At 50.5% G+C, this 20,672-nt stretch carries 20 protein-coding genes; 10 read left to right on the forward strand and 10 right to left on the reverse strand.

Annotation, left to right across the window (positions count from 1 at the left end; all coding sequences use genetic code 11):
- The 3 genes from RDL68_RS03545 to RDL68_RS03555 all read right to left on the reverse strand — a co-directional run.
- The coding region (locus RDL68_RS03545) for a sodium/glutamate symporter (RefSeq protein WP_308540299.1) at positions 1–476 on the reverse strand (476 nt) is incomplete at its 3' end.
- A 68-nt stretch (positions 477–544) separates the two neighbouring features.
- Positions 545–1,585: a Maf family protein gene (locus tag RDL68_RS03550; protein ID WP_308540300.1), complete on the reverse strand. Its 1,041-nt coding sequence runs from the start codon at positions 1,583–1,585 to the stop codon at positions 545–547.
- 282 nt (positions 1,586–1,867) lie between these two features.
- Positions 1,868–3,109 carry an aminopeptidase gene (locus RDL68_RS03555; protein WP_308540301.1) on the reverse strand — a complete coding sequence of 414 codons (1,242 nt, stop codon included), beginning with the start codon at positions 3,107–3,109 and terminating at the stop codon, positions 1,868–1,870.
- A 334-nt stretch (positions 3,110–3,443) separates the two neighbouring features.
- On the opposite strand from RDL68_RS03555, the gene pepF reads away from it, so the two are divergent.
- Both pepF and RDL68_RS03565 read left to right on the forward strand, forming a co-directional pair.
- Positions 3,444–5,351 (forward strand): oligoendopeptidase F, encoded by a 1,908-nt coding sequence (pepF, locus tag RDL68_RS03560; RefSeq protein WP_308540302.1) that lies wholly within the window; start codon positions 3,444–3,446, stop codon positions 5,349–5,351.
- 557 nt (positions 5,352–5,908) lie between these two features.
- On the forward strand, positions 5,909–6,070 hold the full coding sequence (locus RDL68_RS03565; RefSeq protein ID WP_308540303.1) for a hypothetical protein: 162 nt from the start codon (positions 5,909–5,911) through the stop codon (positions 6,068–6,070).
- A gap of 191 nt (positions 6,071–6,261) precedes the next feature.
- Here the strand turns inward: RDL68_RS03565 and RDL68_RS03570 are convergent, their stop codons facing one another.
- From RDL68_RS03570 to RDL68_RS03600, 7 genes are all read right to left on the reverse strand, one after another.
- A complete protein-coding gene (locus RDL68_RS03570) occupies positions 6,262–6,480 on the reverse strand; it encodes a hypothetical protein (RefSeq protein WP_308540304.1) in 219 nt (72 codons plus the stop codon).
- A gap of 193 nt (positions 6,481–6,673) precedes the next feature.
- On the reverse strand, positions 6,674–7,393 hold the full coding sequence (locus RDL68_RS03575; protein ID WP_308540305.1) for an ABC transporter ATP-binding protein: 720 nt from the start codon (positions 7,391–7,393) through the stop codon (positions 6,674–6,676).
- Positions 7,386–8,270: an ABC transporter ATP-binding protein gene (locus RDL68_RS03580; RefSeq protein ID WP_308540306.1), complete on the reverse strand. Its 885-nt coding sequence runs from the start codon at positions 8,268–8,270 to the stop codon at positions 7,386–7,388. Before RDL68_RS03580 ends, RDL68_RS03575 begins: the two co-directional genes overlap by 8 nt.
- Positions 8,263–9,303, reverse strand: a complete 1,041-nt coding sequence (locus RDL68_RS03585; RefSeq protein WP_308540307.1) for a branched-chain amino acid ABC transporter permease — start codon at positions 9,301–9,303, stop codon at positions 8,263–8,265. The genes RDL68_RS03580 and RDL68_RS03585 overlap by 8 nt, the downstream gene beginning before the upstream one ends.
- A gap of 6 nt (positions 9,304–9,309) precedes the next feature.
- Positions 9,310–10,191 carry a branched-chain amino acid ABC transporter permease gene (locus RDL68_RS03590; RefSeq protein WP_308540308.1) on the reverse strand — a complete coding sequence of 294 codons (882 nt, stop codon included), beginning with the start codon at positions 10,189–10,191 and terminating at the stop codon, positions 9,310–9,312.
- 80 nt (positions 10,192–10,271) lie between these two features.
- The gene (locus tag RDL68_RS03595; protein WP_308540309.1) at positions 10,272–11,477 is read right to left on the reverse strand and encodes an ABC transporter substrate-binding protein; all 1,206 of its coding nucleotides are present in this window, start codon (positions 11,475–11,477) and stop codon (positions 10,272–10,274) included.
- Between the two features lie 410 nt (positions 11,478–11,887).
- The gene (locus RDL68_RS03600) at positions 11,888–12,421 is read right to left on the reverse strand and encodes an ECF transporter S component (RefSeq protein ID WP_308540310.1); all 534 of its coding nucleotides are present in this window, start codon (positions 12,419–12,421) and stop codon (positions 11,888–11,890) included.
- Between the two features lie 344 nt (positions 12,422–12,765).
- On the opposite strand from RDL68_RS03600, the gene gctA reads away from it, so the two are divergent.
- The 8 genes from gctA to RDL68_RS03640 form a co-directional block, all read left to right on the forward strand.
- Entirely contained in the window at positions 12,766–13,785 is a 1,020-nt protein-coding gene (gctA, locus tag RDL68_RS03605; RefSeq protein WP_308540311.1) for a glutaconate CoA-transferase subunit A, read from the forward strand.
- A 16-nt stretch (positions 13,786–13,801) separates the two neighbouring features.
- On the forward strand, positions 13,802–14,602 hold the full coding sequence (gene gctB / locus RDL68_RS03610) for a glutaconate CoA-transferase subunit B (protein WP_308540312.1): 801 nt from the start codon (positions 13,802–13,804) through the stop codon (positions 14,600–14,602).
- Positions 14,603–14,646: 44 nt separating this feature from the next.
- On the forward strand, positions 14,647–16,407 hold the full coding sequence (locus RDL68_RS03615) for a carboxyl transferase domain-containing protein (RefSeq protein WP_308540313.1): 1,761 nt from the start codon (positions 14,647–14,649) through the stop codon (positions 16,405–16,407).
- Positions 16,408–16,478: 71 nt separating this feature from the next.
- A complete protein-coding gene (locus tag RDL68_RS03620) occupies positions 16,479–17,756 on the forward strand; it encodes a 2-hydroxyacyl-CoA dehydratase subunit D (protein ID WP_374042588.1) in 1,278 nt (425 codons plus the stop codon).
- Position 17,757: 1 nt separating this feature from the next.
- Positions 17,758–18,915: a (R)-2-hydroxyglutaryl-CoA dehydratase subunit beta gene (gene hgdB / locus RDL68_RS03625; protein ID WP_308540314.1), complete on the forward strand. Its 1,158-nt coding sequence runs from the start codon at positions 17,758–17,760 to the stop codon at positions 18,913–18,915.
- Positions 18,916–18,944: 29 nt separating this feature from the next.
- Positions 18,945–19,724 (forward strand): acyl-CoA dehydratase activase, encoded by a 780-nt coding sequence (locus RDL68_RS03630; RefSeq protein ID WP_308540315.1) that lies wholly within the window; start codon positions 18,945–18,947, stop codon positions 19,722–19,724.
- Between the two features lie 69 nt (positions 19,725–19,793).
- On the forward strand, positions 19,794–20,231 hold the full coding sequence (locus tag RDL68_RS03635) for a biotin/lipoyl-containing protein (RefSeq protein WP_308540316.1): 438 nt from the start codon (positions 19,794–19,796) through the stop codon (positions 20,229–20,231).
- Positions 20,232–20,247: 16 nt separating this feature from the next.
- The coding region (locus RDL68_RS03640; RefSeq protein ID WP_374042589.1) for a sodium ion-translocating decarboxylase subunit beta at positions 20,248–20,672 on the forward strand (425 nt) is incomplete at its 3' end.

Below are 20,672 nucleotides of genomic sequence, written 5' to 3' on the forward strand. Positions count from 1 at the left end.
ACAAAATCGTTGCCATAGGACAGGGCAGCGCCGTGTCCGCCAATCATCGAGATAGCGCTTGCCAACAGGGCATACGGCGGTTCCAAGCCGGTGGCTTTGGCAATACCGATACCGATGCTATTCTGGATGATGGAAACAACGCCGCAGATCAACCAATAGATCAGCAGCAGTTTTCCGCCGCTCTTGAGCAGCTTAAAGCTCGCGCCCAGACCGACGGTCGTAAAGAATGCCAGCATAAACACGCTTTGGAACGGGTCATCGAATACAAAGGAAAAGCTTCCGGTGGTATGCCCAATCCAGGTGATAAGCATAAAGAGGAAGCCGCCAACGACCGGTGCGGGAATGCAGAATTTCGCGAGGAAATGTACTTTGCGCACCAGAACGTATCCGATGAGAAGAAGGATGGCGGCTAACGCAAGGGTAAGCACGCTGTTGAGATTAATCGTAAATAAATTATCGACAACTTCGAATGTCATAATGCCTCCTTTTCTCGTTTCTATTTTGTTTCGCTTCTACAGATGCAATTTCATTGTATCATGGATCCCTATTTTCGGTGTAGATAATCGTGTAAAAAACGAGCATCTTCCAGCGCCAAATCCGCATTGCCTGCCATTTCTTCCACATGGTGTTCAAATTCATGACGAAGCGTCTCGCGCACATGCGCTTTGAGTTCTTCGCGCCCACAGGAAGGAAATTGTTGCCGGAAGGAGCCATAGTAGAGTTCAATATGTCTTCCAAGGTTGTCACGGATATAGCGCCCCAAAACCAGCAAATCACCATGCTTAGCTTGCGGATGGATTTCCTTTTGCGGTTGAATTTGGATCTGTCCGTTTAAGTCACGAAAGAGAAAATCCGGCAGTTCGTCGGCTAATTCGCGGACAATTTGCTCAAAATCGGCAATGGACGGAAATGCTGATGGCGAGGGGGAGCTTCCGTCGGCAACGTAATAGGGCGCAATGGCGCGCCAGAGGGCAGAAACCGAAAAGCCGATCACCGTATAGGGGTCTCCCTCTACGCCGGATAGAAAGCCGGGCGGCATATCCTGTAGACCATAGGCCCCGGCACGATCCAGAAGCTGTGGAGTGAGGTAGGCTTGAAGTTGCGCTTCCATCTGTGGCGCATAGGGGGAAAAAGTAACATCCGCAAAAGTTTCATAGTGCAGCGAACCTTGTAGTGTCCGCAGACAGACTGCCGTAACGACGGTATGGGTCTTCCCAAAGTAGGAGCGCATCATTTGCTCCGCTTCCGCCATATTTCGCGGTTTGTTGTAGATTTTCTCGTTGTGGACGACGATGGTATCGGCAGCGATATAGAGGGTATTCGCCAAAAGGGAAAATTCCTCGTCGTTTCCGCCGGCTTTTGCTTCGGCGAGCGCTCGCGCGGCGATTGCCGCACGTTCGATCATCGGCTTTCCGACGGTTTCGTCCAATACGGATTGCCGAATCACTTCTTCGTCACAGGCGACATGTTCTCGCCTTGGATGCAAAAAAGCCAGCAAGGCGCGTCTTCTCGGGGAGCCGCTCATCAGCACGACGTGCTCAAAAAAACCGAGATTTCCGCTCTTTTGCGGTACGGTCGAAAACATGGTTTTCCTCCTTATGGTTCCCTTTTCGCAAAATCATCACAAAGTAATCAAAATTCTCTTTGGTTCGCATGGTACACTGTACATAGATAAGAAATCCTTACGTAATATCAGCTGGCGGTTGGCGTTTCGTATTCGCCTGTCCTGCTTTCAGGCGATGGACGAAAGCAAATCATCCGACACCCGTGGGTGTCGGATTTTTGTTTGCTCTTCGCCGAGGGAAGGAGACAGTTTTGTCCTCTTCGCCGCCCAAGACGTGACGGAGTTACCTCTTTCAATTCACTCTTATTCGAGTACAAAGTTACCGTTTGCAAAAACAACCTTTTCTTCGCCGTCCGCGGTAATGCCGGTGATGGCTAGGTCTCTCGTGCCGACCATAAAATCTTCATGAATTTGCGACACGTTCGCGCCATGCGCTTTTAATTCTTCCTCGCTCATCTTCTCGCCCTCTTCCATTGTCGTCGGATAACTTGCCCCGAAAGCAAAATGGCAGGAGGCATTCTCATCAAAAAGCGTTTCATAAAAGAGCGTATGCGAAAGGGAAATGGGTGAGTCATAGGGAACCAGTGCAATTTCGCCAAGACGCACCGCATTTTCATCTTCCTCAAGGAGTGCTTTCAGTTTTTCCTCGCCCTTTTTAGCCGAGTAGGAGGTTACGGCTCCTTCCGTAAAGTGCAGGGTAAAGTCTTCAATGAGGCTTCCGTTATAGGCTAACGGACGAGTTGCCACCAGCGTGCCGTCCACACCTTCTCGATGCGGCATGGTAAATACTTCCTCGGTCGGCATATTGGGGACAAAGGCGGTTCCTCGGTTATCGGTAGAGGTTGCTGCGCACCAGATGTGTCCTTTCGGAAGACGGACGACCAAATCGGTGCCATTTTCCGCTCGATAGTGCATCTGTTCAAAACGATAGTGATTCAAACGATTCGCCCGTTCTTGCAAGCGTATGAGATGTGCTTGCCATGCCGCGACGGGATCTTCCTCGTTGAGACGCATGACCGTAAAGATTTGTTCCCACAGACGGTCGACTGCGTCCTGGTCATTCGTTGCTGTGGGGTAGACTTTTCTCGCCCAGACGGCGCAGGGAACGGCAGCGATGCACCAAGACACTTCATCGTTCATGGTGTAATGCCGAAGAGGTTTGAACTTTTTATTCACTGCTATAAAAGCACGCTGCACACGATCGGCATCTACGCTGGCAAGCGCTTCCGGGTCGGAAGAAAGCAGATGAATCATGTGTACGCCTTTTTGACAATAGTATTCCCGTTTGTCGTACAGGAAATCAGGCACGTTGTCCAATACATCAAGGGAAGCGTGTTCCAGGCGCAGACGACGGAGCGCATCATCCTGCCAATCGACGACGACTTCGCTGGCGCCAGCTTCATAGGCATATTTCGCGACCAAGCGTGTAAAATCGGCCGCTTCGATGGCGGCGGTAATCAGCACGGGTACGCCGGACTGTACGTTGGATCCGACCTCTATAATGAGGCGTGCATAAGCGTCAAAACGCGGATCATGGGTTTTCATAGTTCCTCCTTTTGGTGTTGTGCGAAAGAGCACTTTCATAGTACACAAGCCGAACGCCTTATTTTTCTCTTTTTCCACGGTACGGGAGAGGAGAAAAAAGGGTAGCATGGAGATGGAAATCATACATATTTCCCTATCGTCATTATAGCTGAATGTCGCCGGTGGGTTGTCATCTGTATACGGAAATATCGGCGTCGGTACAATTCTTCCTTGCGATGAGGATTGCCCGGTAGTCGGAACATTTTCGGCGGCGTTTGCGGAGTAGGCAGTAATTGCGGAGTAGGCGGTAATTGCGGAGTAGGCGGCGATTGCGGATTACAGGAAAGGAGAAACAATGGAAAAGAGTGTATTCCGGGCACAAGTTCCGGTAGAACAAACGTGGGATCTTTGCCCGATTTTTGAATCGGAGCAGGCTTTCGAGGAGGCGTTTACTACAGCAGAACAGCAGACCGATTCGTTTGTTGCCCGTTATGACGGAACGTGGACAACGGCAGAACAGGTAAATGAAGCATTATCTGCGTATGCGCTTTTGCTTGCCCAGATGGAGCGTCTCGAGGCGTATGCTTCTTTGCAGGTGGAAGAGGATACTTCCAATAAAGGCAACGCACAGAGAGAAGCGCGTACTGCGTCGCGTCTTGCTGCTCTTGGTAAGAAAGTAGCGTATGTACCTATCACCCTTGCCCATGCGGAGGAGACTATACGGGAAGAAGCAGCGCGTCTCATGCCGGAACATGCCCGATATCTGGTGCGTCTGGCAAAAGATAAACCGCATTTTCTTTCGGTGGAAACCGAAGCGACATTGGCGGCCATGGCGCCAACCCTGAATGCGCCGGAGCAAATCTATGCGGACAGCAAGTTTGGCGATACGGTCTTTCCGCCGTTTTCCGTTGACGGGAAAACCATAACGATGACCTATAACACTTTTGAAAACCGTTATGAAGCAGAGACGAATCACGCGCTTCGTCACCAGGCGGCAGAAGTCTTTTATGCAGAGCTTGCGCGGCATCGTCATGTTACCGCCTCGGCGTACAATAGCCGCGTGCAGCAGGAAAAAATCGAAGCCACTCTTCGCGGTTACGATTCGGTTTTTTCGTTCCTTCTTGCCGACCAAGAAGTGCCGCGCGAATTATACGACCGTCAAATTGATGTAATTATGCAGGATTTGGCTCCGATTATGCAGAAGTATGCGCGCCTCTTGCAGCGGGTCTACGGTCTCTCCTCTATGACGAGTTACGACCTCAAACTGGAGCTGGATCCCTCTTTTGTTTCCACTATTTCTTATACGGAAGCGGAGACATACATTAAAGATGGTCTATCCATCTTAGGCGAGGATTATGTGCAGATGCTTTCCCGGGCGTTTGATGAACGTTGGATTGACTATGCGGAAAACGTAGGCAAGTGTACCGGTGCCTTCTGTGCCGAGGTATATGGCGTGCATCCCTATATTCTTTCCAGTTTCAATCATCGCATGGATGAGGTGGCAACACTTGCCCATGAACTGGGACATGCCGGTCAAAGTGTTCTCACCTGTTCCGCCCAACCCTATCTGAATAAGGAAATGTCACTCTACATGGTGGAATCGCCCTCGACGACAAATGAACTCATCATGGAAAACTATTTGCTTCAAAAAGCCGGAGACAACAAGCGCGAACGTCGTTGGGTGCTTTCGCAGATGTTGTCCAAGACCTACTACCACAATTTTGTAACGCATCTTTTGGAAGCAGCCTATCAGCGCGAAGTCTATCGTATTGTGGATCGCGGTGGTTCCGTAGATGCGGATGAACTTTCTGGCATCTATCGTGATGTCCTTACGCGCTTTTGGGGGGATGCGGTCGAAATCAAGGATGGTTCAACACTCACCTGGATGCGTCAGCCCCACTACTATAACGGACTCTATTCCTACACGTATTCTGCCGGTCTTACCGTTGGCACCCAGATGGCGCTTCGCTTGATGGCGTCTTCGGAGGTGGCTGGAAAAGCCGATGCCGCGTCCGGAAAGGCCTGCGGCTCGAAACAAAACGAGGTTGGACAGAATGACCGTTCAGCGGATGAGAATCATGTTGGCGTTTCGGATCGTCAAACCGTCGTCCATGCGTGGCGTTCCTTCCTCTCGGCCGGCGGCTCACTGGATCCTATTGCCCAAGCTGCGCTTGTCGGTGTGGATATCACTACGGATAAGCCCCTGAAAGAGACGATTGCTTATATCGGCTCTATCGTAGATGAATTAGTGGAATTAAGCTGAGCGCTGCGAAGAGAAGAGGACAATTCTATCCAGCGTTGAAAGATAGTATTCGCAATCGGTCGGCGCTGGGTATTGATCAGTCATACTCGTGATGCTACGAAATATCATAATAATTGGAGAGATTTCTTATGAAAAGGGGCGCTTTATATTGCTGGGTTTTGTGTATATTTTGAGCCGTTGCATGGTGAATCTTATTGTATTTTATTCAAAAAAAACTATAATCATGATGACGAGGTAGATTGAAAGAGGAATATAGGAGAACAATATGAAAAACGGTATTGATCTTTTTTGGAAAATTTACGGCGTTCTTTATTTCGCCATAGGATTATACGGACTGTATAAAAGTGTTATCAAAAAGAAGAGAAACACCGTATGCTGAAGGTGACCATTTATCTCCTCTGTTCCTTGCCGCTAATTAGACTCTTCTTTTTTGAGTAGATTATTTCTTTCGCATCTTGGCTATGTATGTGCGAACACGAAAGAATAGAAGTGCTGTGGCTGCTGCTATAACGGGTTGTTGCAAGACATGAGCGCATAAAAAAGACGATCGGCACAGTATGGAAAGCAAAGGTTATTCCATCTTTGTTTCGTATCATGCGCATTGGAAACAAGGATGCAATGTGGATCCGGTTTTCGACTGGCAGTTTGAATGCCGCCTTTTGGCGCGTTTCTTAGAAGGAGCGCCGCTTGGGTTGCTGTCAGCGGCGCGGTCAAAATAGGATTGTTGATGATACTTTGTGTTATCGGTCGAGTTTTAAGAAATGTATCGAACATAGTAGGGGCGTTTTATAATATGCCAGGGTCGGGGAGAAGGTACTCGACCCTGGCATACGTGTTTTTTTGCCAATTGCCAAGGTCAGAACGAGGTGCAATACCCCTGGCAATCTTGCTTATTCGTGACTTGCCAGGGTCATCTACCGCAAACCGCCCCTGGCAAACGGACTTTTTTGCAATATGCCAGGGTCAGGACGAGGTGCAATACCCCTGGCAAACGTGCTTTTTCATGATTTGCCAGGGTCGTCCGACCGCAAACCACCCCTGGCAATCTTGCTTTTTCATGATTTGCCAGGGTCATCCGATCGCAAACTACCCCTGGCAAATGCGCTTTTTTGCCAATTGCCAGGGTCAAGGAGAGGCACAATACCCCTGGCAATATTGCTTTTTCGTGATTTGCCAGGGGCGAGTAGAAATCCCCTATCTTACAATCTCTAACAGTGCCGCTGAAACCGTTGCTGGCGGCGCAAGGAAGGACACCGGGGAGCTGCCGGCGGACTCTATCTAAACAAAAAAGGAAAGCGACGGGAATCCGTCGCTTTCTCATATTATCCGCCCAAATATGCCTTCTTGATTTCCGGCGCGTGCAACAATTCCTCTCCGGAGCCTTCCATTACGATTCGTCCGGTTTCCATCACGTAACAGCGGTCGGCGACGGAAAGTGCGGCTTGCGCATTTTGTTCCACCAAGAGGATGGTGGTGCCGGCTTCATGCAGACGGCGAATGATAGAAAAAATCTGTTCAACGATGAGCGGCGCAAGCCCCATGGATGGTTCATCCAGCATGAGCATTTTCGGACGAGACATCAGAGCACGACCAATGGCAAGCATCTGCTGTTCTCCGCCGGAAAGGGTTCCGGCAATCTGTTCGCGTCTCTCTTTCAGACGAGGGAAGAGGGTATAGACACGTTCAAAATCGGCTTTTATGACGGACTCATCCTGTTGGAGATACGCTCCCATGCGCAGATTCTCCTCCACCGTCATTTTCGTGAAGACGCGACGACCCTCCGGCGACTGGGCAATGCCACGTCCGACAATTTTATGCGCAGGGACATGAACCAAATCCTTTCCTTCAAATTGGATTTTGCCGGATTTAATGGGCAACAGTCCGGAGATAGATTGCAATGTAGTAGTTTTTCCTGCGCCGTTCGCACCGATTAAGGTTACAATTTCGCCTTCGTTGACGTGGAAAGAGACATCCTTAATCGCATGAATAGCGCCATAGTAGACATGGAGACCGTCTATCTGCAGCAAGGTTTTCTCAGGCATGGGACGCCTCCTTTCCCAAATAGGCTTCAATTACGGCAGGATCGTTGGAGACTTCGGAAGGGGTGCCTTTGGCAATAATACGTCCGAAATTGAGAACCGCAATACCCTCGCAAATGCCCATGACAAGGTTCATATCGTGTTCGATGAGAAAGATGGCGATTTGGAACCGATCACGGATGTAGACAATGTTATCCATCAATTCCGCCGTTTCCGAAGGATTCATGCCTGCTGCCGGTTCATCCAACAGCAGAATTTTGGGATTAGTTGCCAGTGCGCGGACAATTTCCAGACGCCGTTGAGCGCCGTAGGGAAGAGAATCCGCCTCCTGTTCCGCCAAGTCCTGAAGATGAAAAATGGAAAGCAAATCCATGGCTTTTTCGCGCGCTTCTTTTTCTTGCCGCCAATACTTGGGCAGGCGCAGAAAAGTATCCAACAAGGAATAATTCGAACGCTGATGTAAAGCGATAAGGATGTTTTCGAGGACGCTCAGGTTCTTAAATAATCGGATATTCTGGAATGTACGCGCAATGCCTGCCTGATTAAGCTGCGGCGTATTCATGCGAAGCGCATCGCGTCCGTCAAGGAGAATCGTGCCACGAGTGGGGTCATAGACGCGCGTGAGAAGGTTAAAGATTGTCGTTTTACCTGCTCCGTTAGGCCCGATGAGACCGGCGATTTCGGTACGCCCGATGGCGATGTCAAAATCATTTACCGCGGTAAGACCGCCGAAATCAATGCCCAAATTGCGACATTCCAGAACAGGAGCACTTTGTACATCACGCTCCGGGATGCGGTTGCGGCTGGGAACGGGAACCAGTTTGGTTTCGGGGCGATTGCGCCAACCTTGTCCGGCGGTGTCATGAGAGTGATTAGACATGGTTCTCCTCCTTTGCGGTCTTCTTTCGTCGTCCAAGAGCTTTTTCCACCCAGCGGCTCAAGGAAAAGTCATAGTCACCCAGGAGACCTTTCGGACGGAACAGCATCATCAAGATGAGCAGTAAAGCAAATGCCACCATGCGGTAACTTTCAAAACCGCGTAAAAGCTCCTGCAATGTCGTGTATAACGTTGCGGACAGAACGGATCCCAACATAGAACCCATTCCGCCGAGGACGACGATGACGAGAACTTCAATGGATTTCATAAACGTGAAGCTGGTGGGATAAAGAGAACCGAGATAACCGGCATAAAGCGCTCCGGCGAGACCTGCCAAGGCAGCGGAAAAGGCGAAGGCGTAGGTTTTATAGTAGGTAGTGGGGATACCCACGCTTTCCGCGGCAATCTCGTTTTCGCGAATCGAGAGAATGGCGCGTCCGTGTCGTGATTTCATCAATACGTGAATTAAAAAGAGACACAGCACCACGCAGAGGAAAATTAACGGCAGACTCGTGAACTTGGGCAGACGCTTGAGACCGGCTGCACCATAGGTAAGGGTAATGCCAAGCGTTTGATCGATATTGGTTAATACCACGCGAATTATTTCACCAAAGCCTAAGGTGATAATGGCAAGGTAGTCTCCTCGCAGACGAAGAGCCGGAATACCGATCAGAAAACCTAAGAATCCGGAAATCAGCATAGCGATGAGAAGTCCGGTTACGATGTAAAAAATGGCTTCAGGGGTCAGATTTCCGCGCACCAGCTTGGCAAGTGGTGTAGTTTTCAGATAGATGCCGGAAGCATAAGCACCAATCGCCATAAAACCGGCATGACCAAGAGGAAGCTGCCCCAAATAGCCTACCGGAATATTCAAGGACGCTGCCAAAATAATGTTGATGCCGACCATGATGAGAATGCCGTTCCAATACTCGGTGATGACACCGGCGGAGCGAAGCGTCATCAGCACTACACCAAAGAGGACGACGAGCAGGGTGTTCACTGCATAACGCGCCGGCATGGGATAGGATCGAACCATAGCAACCTACACTTTCTCACGCCGTGTCACGCCCATGATTCCATCCGGCTTAAAAAGCAAAACCAGAATGAGAATGGCGAAGACGACGGCATCTTTCCAAACGGACAATCCAACGGCAGAAGCCAGCACCTCTAAAACGCCGATGAGCAGACCGCCCACCATAGCACCGGGAAGCGAACCGATTCCACCGAGAACCGCAGCGACGAAGGCTTTTAAGCCGAGCATCGATCCCATCGTAGGGGATACCTGCGGATACGAACTGACGTAAAGCACTGCGCCAATGCCAGCAAGGGCGGAACCGATGAGAAAAGTAAAAGCAATCGTGCGATTCACATCGATGCCCATGAGACGCGCCGCATCCATATCCTCCGAAACGGCACGCATGGCTTGTCCACGCTTGGTGCGCGAGACCAGAAGCGTAAGGGCGACCATACTCAGGACAGAGACTAAAAGGGTCACGATCGCCGCATAGCTGATGCTGGTGTTGCCAAGGTGCAGAGCGCCGGGAACCAGCGGACCAAGACTTTTCGCATCTGCCCCAAACAGAATTTGTGCGCCGTTTTGCAAAAGAAAGCTCATGCCGATGGCGGTGATGAGCAGCGAAAGACGCGGAGCGTTCAGCAGGGGACGATAGGCGATCTGCTGAATGAGAAGACCAACAACCGTGGACGACAAGACGGCAAGGATTGCCGCGACAATAGGGTGAAAATGAAATTGGACTAAGGCATAGAACAGGCTGTAGGCGCCGATCATGATCACATCTCCGTGCGCAAAATTGAGCAGGAGAATAATGCCGTAGACCATGGAATACCCCAGCGCCACCAACGCATAGATGGAACCCGTCTGTAACCCGTTAATGAATTGTGTAAGCAGTAAGGATAATTGCATACGTTCCTCCGAAGCAGTTTGTATCGTGCGGATAAAAAAGACGCCGACTTTCGTCGGCGTCCATTCCGGCGAAGCGAAAATCAATACATTTCCTTGAAGACTTCTTCTCCGTTCTTCAACTCGATCATCGCCGCTTCCTTAATCGGATTGTTCTGTTCATCAAAGGAATAGGTGCCGGTAATTCCTTTCAGATTGGACGCTTCTTTTAAGCCCGCGATGACGGCATCATAATACTCCGGCGTTTGTGGGGCGAGTCCTTTTTCTTCCGCCATTTTGAGTCCGTAGGTCATCAGCATCGCGGCATCATAGCCAAGAGGCGCAAACATGTTCGGGACATCCGAAGAGAAGGCGTTTTTATATCTTGCTTCAAAGTCTCTCACGCTGTCCGTTCCCGGCGCATAACCGGAGCAATACACCAGTCCTTCAAGGTGTTCGGCGCTGGCGTAGTCTTTAATAGAACCCATACCGTCGCCGCCCATGAATTTGCCCTGATAACCGGCATTGCGCGCCGCCGTTACTGCCAAACCGGCTTCGCTGTAATAGATGGGAAGCATGATGGCATCCGGCTTTGCCGCGCTCAACTTGGTCATCTGCGCACGGAAATCTTTATCGCCGGTACCAAAGGCTTCGGTGCCTACTACGGTCATGCCTAATTCTTCCGCCGTCTTCACGAAAGCGTCTTTTACGCCTTCCGAATAGTCACTGCCCGTTTCATAAAAGACAGCAACCGACTTTGCCCCTAATTTTTCCTTCGCATACTTTGCCATTTTTTCACCCTGATACGGGTCGGTAAAGCAGGAGCGGAAGACATTCGTGCGTACCTCTGGTTTTTCGGCATCCGGATCGATTACGGTTACACCAAGCGCCGTTCCGGAAGCGGTAATCTGCGGAATATTGTCCTCAAAGGTTTCATCCGCCAACTGAATGGTTGGACCGGTCAATACCGAACCGATAATAGCCGTAGCTCCTTCCTGTTTTGCCAAGTGATAGGCATTGATGGCTTCTACGCCATCGCCTTTATCATCGTATTCAAGAAGCTCCACTTTTTTTCCGTTAATGCCGCCGCTCTCATTCAGTTGGTCAAACCAAAGTTTTACCGCATTGCGGACAGGAATACCGTATTGCTGATAATCACCGGTGGTGTTGCCGATAAAAGCGACTTTAATGGCGTTATCGGAACCTTCTCCGTTATTGGCAGACTTCTTGCTGTCGTTTTCCGTGCCGTTGCCGGAACAGGCGGTCATACAAAACAGCAACGTCAACATCAGGGCTAAAAATCGCTTCATAAGCTGCTCCTTCGGTTCATACGCCCCTTTTCGTCATACCCGTGCCCGTGTGTTACGCAGTCGGAACGGTCGAAAGCCGGAATATCGGAAAGGCATCCGTTTCCGCAAGAGAAAAAGAAAGCGTGGACAGTCCTGCTTCAGCGTGGGCAAAAGCCACTTGGAGAGCGGGACAAGAAACGCATTACTTTGCAAAACCATGAAAAGTAATTTATAAAAATCTAACGCAAAGAGGAAAAAAAGTCAAACAAAATGACTGAAATTCGGTCATTCTTGAAGGAAAACGTTACAACGAGCATCGCAGGAAACATTCAGATGATTATGCAAGGAAAAGAAATACGAAATGAGTTCTATTCTATGCCCTGTCATGAGGGAAAACGGCAGGGCACAGAATACATGGATATAGATTTCGATCAGGCGCGTTTTACCAAGGGTTCGACATGCGGCATTGCCACTTTTCCGACGACGAAGGCAATGCCGGTTTTGATGAGGTCGCCGGGGATAAAGGGAATAAGACCGGCTTCCAAAACTGCCATGACGTTCATATTCGCACCTTTAATGACGTGTAAGATGTAATACATATAGGGCAGTCCGATGATATAGCAACTGGCAGCCGTGACAAGCGCCGCAACTGCCAAGCCATAGGTTGTTTTCCCGAAGGCAGTGTGATGGGCAAGTAACGAACCCAAAAATGCCGCTAAAATGAAGCCGAATAAAAAGCCGGTAGACGGCGAAACAAATAGGGCAGACCCTTTCAGGAACAGCATCAGTATAAAGTGAACGCCCATCGCGAGCGCGGCATCGCCCGGTTGAAGGAATAAAGCCGCTAAAATGACAAAAACGGTTTGCAGGGTGATGGGGATGGGACCGATAGGGACACGAATGAGCGATCCGATAAAGGTTAATGCTGCCATAACAGCGATACGGGTGATACGTCTTGCGTTCATTTTTACTCCTTCTGGTTATGCCGGCAGTTGTCTGCGGCGAGGGATGGATCATTACAGCGCATAGCTGCACAGTCGCACAACGATTGACAACCAAAAATAAAAACAGGTTAACACGACAAACGAAGTGTACCATAGAGACGGAATTACTGGCAAGTCTCTCTTACCATTTGTTATTACGAAGGAGCGTCATTTGCTATAACGATGGGACGCCATTTATTATGTCAATAGGGAAGGAAGAATAAGCGGAATTTGGCTTTTCAGTGGACGTAATCCGGAAAGTTCTGTAGAATGGATAGGAAGGCATGCAACAAGGAAAAACCTTTGCAAAAAAAGAGGAGGGAATCATGTCGGACAAAGTGATGTCCATGAAGGACGCCGTCGCGAAGTATGTCGAAGACGGTGATGTCCTGTGCTTCGGCGGTTTCACTACAAACCGCAAACCGTATGCCGCCGTGTATGAAATTCTGCGTCAGGGGCAGAAAGATCTGGTCGGCTGGTCGAGCCCTGCTGGTGGCGATTGGGATCTTTTAATCGGATCCGGACGTGTCAAAGCGTATATCAACTGCTATACGGCGAATTCGGGTTTTACCAATGTATCCCGTCGTTTCCGCGAGGCAATTGAAAAAGGCGAGCTTCTGTTTGAAGATTACTCACAGGATGTGCTGATGCTGCAGTTGCACGCAGCCGCTTTGGGTCTGCCGTTTTTACCGACGCGCTTTATGGCGGCGAGCGGATTGACCAAGTATTGGGGCATGTCGAAGGAAGTGCGTAAAACGCTTGAAAAAGTGGATGATTTGAAGTTGGTCGAAATGGACAATCCCTTCCATCCGGGAGAAAAATGTGTCGCCGTTCCGGTGCCGAAGCTGGATACGGCGATTATTCATGTGCAAAAAGCGAGCCCCGACGGCACTGCGATTATCTACGGAGATGAGTTCCATGATGTGGATATTGCTATGGCGGCACGAAAAACCATCGTCACCTGCGAAGAATTGGTCAGCGACGAAGAGATCCGCAAAGATCCCGCGCAACCCAACATTTTCCAAGGCTGCGTAGACGCTGTTGTCCATGCTCCTTACGGTGCGTGGCCCGCACAGTGCTATGACTATTATGATGACGATCCCGATGCGCTTCGCGAATACGACAAAGCGTCCAAGTACTTGGATGACGAAGATGCTAAAGCGAAGATGGCGAAGAAGAATATTCCCTACGATCCGGAACACAAGCCGGAAACCTTCAAGGATTTCTGCGAAAAATGGATTTACAGCGTAGAAAACCATGATCAGCTGCTGGACAAGATCGGCGGAAGCCGTCTGGCGAAACTGAAAGTTGTGCCGGGTCTCGGTTACTCGACCTACGTGAAATAGCAGGAGGGGAATCGACATGTCAGATTACACAAAATATACCAAACAGGAAATGCAGGCGTATGCCATCGCAAAATCCATTAAGCCGGAAATGATTGTCACGATTGGTACGGGGCTTCCGCTGATTGGCGGTTCTCTTGCTAAGCGCGTCATTCAGCCGAGCTGCCACCTCATCGTGGAGAGCGGACTTATGGACTGCGCCCCGATCGAAGTGCCCCGAAGCGTTGGCGACTGCCGTTTCATGGCGCATTGCGCTGTGCAGTGGCCGAATGTCCGTTTTGTCGGTTTCGAGACGAATATGTACCTGCACGGCTTTGATAACAATATTGCTTTCATCGGTGGTGCGGAAATTGACCCCTACGGCAACGTCAACTCGACTTCCATCGGCGATTACAACCATCCGAAGACGCGCTTCACGGGTTCGGGCGGTGCGAACGGTATCGCGACGTATCAAAACACGGTGCTTATGATGCAGCATCAGAAACGCCGCTTCACGGAACACATTGACTACGTGACCAGCCCCGGATGGGTAACCGGTCCCGGAACGCGCGCGGCAGCCGGTCTTCCGGAAGATCGCGGCCCGCAGATGGTCGTTACCGACTTGGGCATCATGAAATTTGATGAGCAGACCAAGAGAATGTATCTTGCCTACTACTATCCGTACTCCTCGCCGGAAGAAATTCAAGAAAACACCGGCTTTGAGATTGATCTCAGCCGTGCGGAATTAATGGAAGGACCGAGCCCCGAAATCATTCGCATTATTCGCGAAGAAATCGATCCGGGTCAGGTATTCATTAAAGTGCCGAAGGAAGATAAATAACAGGGGATGTCGAGTAAACAAACTCGGTAATAAATGGAGGAACAATGAGCGATTACATGTATTCCATGCCCGGATATTTCCAGACGATGCCGACCGTCGGCAGACCGTTGAATCGTCCAAATCCGGAAAATGAAAAGGAATTAAAAGATATTGAGGCGGACATTGCCCGCCGCGTGAAGGAAGCTGCAGATGCCGGAAAACCGGACGACGGCATCCACAAATCGGGACAGATGACGGCTTGGGAGCGTATCCTGACCCTCGTGGACGACGGCATGTTCTTGCCGCTCAACAGTCTGTACAATCCGATGAACAACAAAAACGGCTCTACCGGAATCATCAAGGGACTCGGAAAAATCGCCGGTCGTTGGACGGTGATTGTTGCTTCCGATAACAAGAAATTAGCCGGTGCCTGGGTTCCGGGACAGTCGGAAAACCTGATTCGTGCATCCGATACGGCGAAAATGCTGCACATTCCTCTGGTTTATGTGCTGAACTGCTCCGGCGTTAAACTGGATGAACAGGAATTGGTTTATGCCAATCGTCGCGGTGGCGGTGCTCCGTTCTACCGCAATTCGGAATTAAACCAGTTGGGCGTTCCCGTCATCGTCGGTATTTTCGGCACCAACCCGGCAGGCGGCGGATACCATTCCATCAGCCCGACCATCTTGATTGCGCACCAGGATGCCAACATGGCAGTCGGTGGCGCCGGCATTTTGGGCGGCATGAATCCGAAGGGGTACATGGATCAAGAAAGTGCTGAGCAGTTGATTGAAGCGACTAAGCGTGATACCTCGACACCGCCGGGACGGGTGGCAGTGCATTACAATGAGACGGGATTCTTCCGTGAAGTCTATGCCGATGAACAGGGTGTTCTGGCAGGCATTCGCAAGTATGTCGGCTTCCTGCCGTGCTATGACCCACAATTCTTCCGTGTGGACGATCCGAAGGAACCGCTGTATTCCGCAGAAGATCTCTATTCCATCGTTCCGCTGAACAAGAAAAAACAGTACAAGCCGGATGACGTGCTTGGTCGTCTCTTCGATGGTTCGGAATTTATGGAATTTAAGAAAGGCTATGGCCCCGAAATCATCTGCGGTCTTGCCAAAGTCAACGGTTTGCTCGTCGGCGTGGTCACCAACAACCAGGGCTTGCTCATGAATTATCCGGAGTACAAACAGGGTTCGGTCGGCATCGGCGGAAAACTGTATCGCCAGGGGCTCATCAAGATGAATGAATTTGTGACGCTCTGCGCACGTGACCGCGTGCCACTGGTCTGGATTCAGGATACGACCGGCATCGATGTTGGTGATCCGGCAGAGCGTGCTGAGCTGCTTGGTTTAGGGCAATCGCTCATCTACTCCATTCAGGACACCCACATGGCGTCGCTCGAAATTACCTTGCGCAAGGGCACTGCTGCGGCGCACTATGTCATGGGCGGTCCGCAGGGGCATACCTCGAATGTCTTCTCCCTGGGTACGGCGGCAACCGAAATGAACGTTATGACGGGTGAAACCGCTGCTGCGGCAATGTACAGCCGCCGTCTGGTCAAAGAGCAGAAAGCAGGCAATCCGCTTGATCCGACGATTGAGAAGATGAATGAACTGATCAATGACTATACCGAGAAATCGACACCGCAGTATTGCGCGAAGTTGGGTCTCGTGGATGAAGTAGTCAACATGGTTCATCTCCGCTCATATATTCAGGCGTTTACGGAAAGCTATTATCAAAATCCGCAATCAGTCGCTCCGGTACATCAGATGATGACCCCGCGCATCATTCGCGATTTTGACGCGCTGCATAAATAAAGAAAGCGGCGGTTACGCTTCGTTCGCCGAAGCGTAACCGCCGACTTTCGGATGGAGGAAAGGAGAATACAGTGACGGAACAGAAGGAAGCAGTTCAGGAAAAAGCCGTAACGGAAGCACCGAAGAAGAAAAAAGAGGTGTTGCCCGGCGTTAAAATGTTGCAGGATATCGTAACGGATGTCTATCAGGCGGCGTGGGACGCGAAAAAAGCGGGCCGTCCGGTAGGTTGGTCCTCTTCGAAATTCCCGTGCGAATTGGCAGAGGTTTTTGATTTAGCTGTTGTTTATCCTGAAAACCAGGCGGCTGGTATCGCCGCGCGCCATGACGGCGAGCGCATGTGCCAGGAAGCCGAAAACATGGGCTTTGACAATGATATTTGCGGCTATGCGCGCATCAGTCTGGCGTATTCCGCCGGTGTCGAGACGACGAATGAAAGCCGTCGCGTACCGGAACCGGATTTCGTGCTTTGCTGCAACAACATTTGCAACTGCATGACAAAATGGTACGAAAACATTGCCCGTATGCACAACATTCCGCTGATTATGATTGATATTCCGTATCGTAATGAAGTGGGCGTTTCGCAGGACAACATCGAATACATCAAGGGACAGTTCCAGGATGCCATCAAGCAGCTGGAAAAAATTGCCGGCAAAAAATTTGACGAGAAGAAATTTGAAGAAGTTTGCGCCAACGCCAACCGCACTTCGCAGGCGTGGTTGAAGGTCTGTGATTTCCAAAAATATGTTCCCTCACCGATGTCCGGTTTCGACCTGTTCAACCATATGGCGGATATCGTAACGGCGCGTGGCAAAAAAGCTACGGCGGAGGCATTTAACCAACTCGCAGTTGACCTCGAACGCTATCGTCAAGAGGGAAAATCAACGGCACCGTTTGCTGAACAGTATCGTATTCTATTTGAAGGCATCCCGTGCTGGCCGGCACTGCGCGACCTCTTTAAGCCGTTAAAGAAGGACGGATTAAACGTCACTGCGGTTGTTTACGCACCGGCATTTGGCTTCGTCTATGATGATTTGGACAGTATGTGTGCTGCGTACTGCAAAGCGCCGAACAGCGTTTGCCTTGAGGAAGGCGTTGAGTGGCGTGCCAAACTCTGCCGCGACAACAAAGTGGATGGCGCGCTTGTGCATTACAACCGCAGCTGCAAGCCGTGGTCGGGTTACATGCCGGAAATGCAGCGTCGCTGGACAGAAGAGTTGGGCATTCCCTGCGTTGCTTTTGATGGTGATCAGGCGGATCCGCGCAACTTTAACGCAGCGCAATATGAAACCCGTGTACAGGGTCTGGTAGAAGCGATGGCAGATCGTCGCGCGTCGATGAAGGAGGACTGAGATGAGCATTCAACAACATTTTGAAGCGTTTGCCAAAGCCGCCAATCATCCGGACGAGCAGCTCAAGGCGTATAAAGCGCAGGGCAAAAAAGCCATCGGTGTTATGCCGTACTATGCGCCGGAAGAACTGGTGTTTGCTGCCGGCATGGTTCCCATGGGCATGTGGGGAACGAACAAAAAGAATATCAAAGAAGCGAAAGAATATTGCGCTTCCTTCTATTGCTCGCTCGCTCAGCTGGATTTAGAGATGTTGCTGGATGGCACGCTTGATGATCTGGACGGGGTGATTATGACGACCCTCTGCGATACGCTGCGTCCGATGAGCCAGAATATTCGTGTTTCGATGGCGAAACTTGGCAAAATGCCGACCATCTTTCTGGCGCATCCGCAAAATCGTCGTCCGGAATACGGCATTCAATACACCATTTCCCAGTACCGCAATGTCAAAGAGCAGTTAGAAGAAATCGCCGGTGCCAAGATCACCGATGAAGCCCTCAAGAATGCGATTAAGGTATACAACCAAAGCCGCGCCGAACGTCGTCGCTTTGTCAAATTAGCAGGGGAGCATCCCGAAGCCGTTTCCGCGGTCAACCGCAGCGCGGTTTTGAAAGCCTCTTATTTTATGCTGAAAGACGAATATACCGAAGCATTGAAAACGCTGAATGACGAGTTGGAAGCACTGCCGAAATCCGACTGGAAGGGTGTTCGTGTCGTCACCTCCGGTATTATTTGCGACAACCCCGATTTGCTGCAGATTTTGGATGACAACCAAATTGCTATTGCGATGGATGATGTGGCGCATGAAAGCCGCAGCTTCCGCACAGATGCACCGGAAGAAGGCGATCCGATGCGCGCTTTAGCACAGCAGTTTGCGGATTTAGACTACGAAGTGCTGCTATACGATGAAGCGTCCGCGCAAAATCGCCGTGCCGAATATGTGGCAAGCTTGGTACGTGACTACAACGCGCAGGGCGTGGTGGTGTTCATGCAGAACTTCTGCGACCCTGAAGAAATGGAATATCCTTCGCTGCGCCAGGAGCTAGATAAGCAGAACATTCGTCACATTCGTCTGGGCATTGATCACCAGATGCGCGATTTTGGTCAGGCAAAGACCGCTTTACAAGCCTTCGCCGACGTCATCGCGGATGAAATGGCATAAGCCAACACGTAAGAGAGTAAGGAGATACCGTGACCTATACAATGGGAATTGATATCGGTTCTTCGGCCTGTAAAGCTGTTATCTTAAAGGATGCCGATGAAATTGTCGGCACCTTTAAGGTTGCGGTGGGCACGGGCACATCGGGACCGGATCGCGCGTTCCAAGGCGTATTGGAAGCCGCACATCTTTCTGAAGAGCAGATTGATTACGTTCTGGCGACAGGCTACGGCAGAAATACATTTGCACGTGCCGATGCCCAAATGAGCGAACTCAGTTGTCATGCGAAGGGAGCCTACTTCCTTTTTCCGGATGTACGCACCGTTATCGATATCGGCGGACAAGATGTCAAGGTGATTCAGATCGACCATGGCGCGATGGTGAACTTTCAGATGAATGATAAATGCGCTGCCGGAACCGGACGGTTTCTCGACGTTATGGCAGGTATCTTGGAAGTGGATGTATCGGATTTGGCAGGATTAGCCGCGAAATCCACAAAACGCATTGCCATCAGTTCGACCTGCACCGTTTTTGCGGAATCAGAGGTCATCAGCCAGCTGGCGACGGGGGAGAAAAAGGAAGATATCGTTAATGGCATTCATTACGCGATAACCGCTCGTGTAGTAGGCTTAGCCCGTCGTGTCGGCATTCGTGACCGGGTTGTCATGACCGGCGGCGTGGCACAGAATGAAGGCGTGGTCAAAGCGTTGCAAGACCAGTTGGAGCATGAGGTTTTCACCTCGCCGCTTTCGCAATATGTCGGCGCTTTAGGCGCTGGGTTATATGCGCATTCGAAGGCAAAGCGCAAATAGTCGCTGGACGATTTTCAGTTTTTATTGGATAATATCTTTAGCACAATAGCACAATGGAAGGAGAGTTTTATGCAGAAAACATATCATGTCACCGTTGAGGGCAAAACCTACGAAGTGACGCTGGAAGAAGTCGGTGCTGCCGGAAGTCCGGTTTATCGTGCACCGCAAGCCTTTGCCCCTGTTGCTCCGGTCGCTCCCGTAGCACCCGCAGCCCCTGCTGCACCGGCTCCGCAGGCAGCACCCGCTCCTGCAGCCAAACCAGCGGAAGAGAAGAAACCGCATGTTGCCGGTGACGGAGAAGATCAGGAAGCACCGCTTCAGGGCAATATCTGGAAGATCGTTGCCAAAGAAGGAGATGAGGTCGCTGCAGGCGATACGGTCATCATCCTCGAAGCGATGAAGATGGAAAACGAAATCGTTGCACCGCGTGACGGTGTTATCGGAACGATTTATGTCAGCGAGGGACAAACGGTCGATACCGGTGAGGCGCTCTATTCGTTGAAGTAATAAAAGGAGATCACCCATGATCCATATGCTTGTATCCTTTTTCAGCAGCAGCGGTTTTATGGCGCTCAATTTTGGCACAATTGTCATGATTGGCATCGCCTGTCTGTTCTTGTATTTGGCGATTGCCAAAGGCTATGAACCGTATCTCTTGATTCCGATTTCCTTCGGTATGTTGCTGTCAAACCTGCCGCTTGCTGGTCTAATGGACGAGGGCGGTTTGTTGAACATTCTTTATGAAGGCGTTCATTTGGGCATTTATCCGCCGCTCATTTTCTTGGGTGTCGGCGCCTCAACCGATTTTTCGCCGCTGATCGCCAACCCGAAGAGTCTGCTTTTGGGCGCTGCGGCACAGTTGGGCATTTTCTTTGCCTTTACCGGGGCCATCCTGTTGGGCTTTAATCCGCAGGAAGCCGGTTCTATCGGTATTATCGGCGGTGCGGA

Origin of the sequence: uncultured Murdochiella sp. (assembly GCF_902488755.1) — a bacterium.
Taxonomy (GTDB): Bacteria; Bacillota; Clostridia; order Tissierellales; family Peptoniphilaceae; genus Murdochiella.

Excerpts from the sequence above, each read along its gene's own strand:
- RDL68_RS03550 (WP_308540300.1), bottom strand. The coding sequence starts at position 1,585 with ATGTTTTCGACCGTACCGCAAAAGAGCGGAAATCTCGGTTTTTTTGAG.
- gctA (WP_308540311.1), top strand. The coding sequence starts at position 12,766 with ATGTCGGACAAAGTGATGTCCATGAAGGACGCCGTCGCGAAGTATGTC.
- RDL68_RS03600 (WP_308540310.1), bottom strand. The coding sequence starts at position 12,421 with ATGAACGCAAGACGTATCACCCGTATCGCTGTTATGGCAGCATTAACC.
- RDL68_RS03565 (WP_308540303.1), top strand. The coding sequence starts at position 5,909 with ATGGAAAGCAAAGGTTATTCCATCTTTGTTTCGTATCATGCGCATTGG.
- hgdB (WP_308540314.1), top strand. The coding sequence starts at position 17,758 with ATGAGCATTCAACAACATTTTGAAGCGTTTGCCAAAGCCGCCAATCAT.
- RDL68_RS03585 (WP_308540307.1), bottom strand. The coding sequence starts at position 9,303 with ATGGTTCGATCCTATCCCATGCCGGCGCGTTATGCAGTGAACACCCTG.
- pepF (WP_308540302.1), top strand. The coding sequence starts at position 3,444 with ATGGAAAAGAGTGTATTCCGGGCACAAGTTCCGGTAGAACAAACGTGG.
- gctB (WP_308540312.1), top strand. The coding sequence starts at position 13,802 with ATGTCAGATTACACAAAATATACCAAACAGGAAATGCAGGCGTATGCC.
- RDL68_RS03580 (WP_308540306.1), bottom strand. The coding sequence starts at position 8,270 with ATGTCTAATCACTCTCATGACACCGCCGGACAAGGTTGGCGCAATCGC.
- RDL68_RS03595 (WP_308540309.1), bottom strand. The coding sequence starts at position 11,477 with ATGAAGCGATTTTTAGCCCTGATGTTGACGTTGCTGTTTTGTATGACC.
- RDL68_RS03635 (WP_308540316.1), top strand. The coding sequence starts at position 19,794 with ATGCAGAAAACATATCATGTCACCGTTGAGGGCAAAACCTACGAAGTG.
- RDL68_RS03555 (WP_308540301.1), bottom strand. The coding sequence starts at position 3,109 with ATGAAAACCCATGATCCGCGTTTTGACGCTTATGCACGCCTCATTATA.
- RDL68_RS03590 (WP_308540308.1), bottom strand. The coding sequence starts at position 10,191 with ATGCAATTATCCTTACTGCTTACACAATTCATTAACGGGTTACAGACG.
- RDL68_RS03575 (WP_308540305.1), bottom strand. The coding sequence starts at position 7,393 with ATGCCTGAGAAAACCTTGCTGCAGATAGACGGTCTCCATGTCTACTAT.
- RDL68_RS03615 (WP_308540313.1), top strand. The coding sequence starts at position 14,647 with ATGAGCGATTACATGTATTCCATGCCCGGATATTTCCAGACGATGCCG.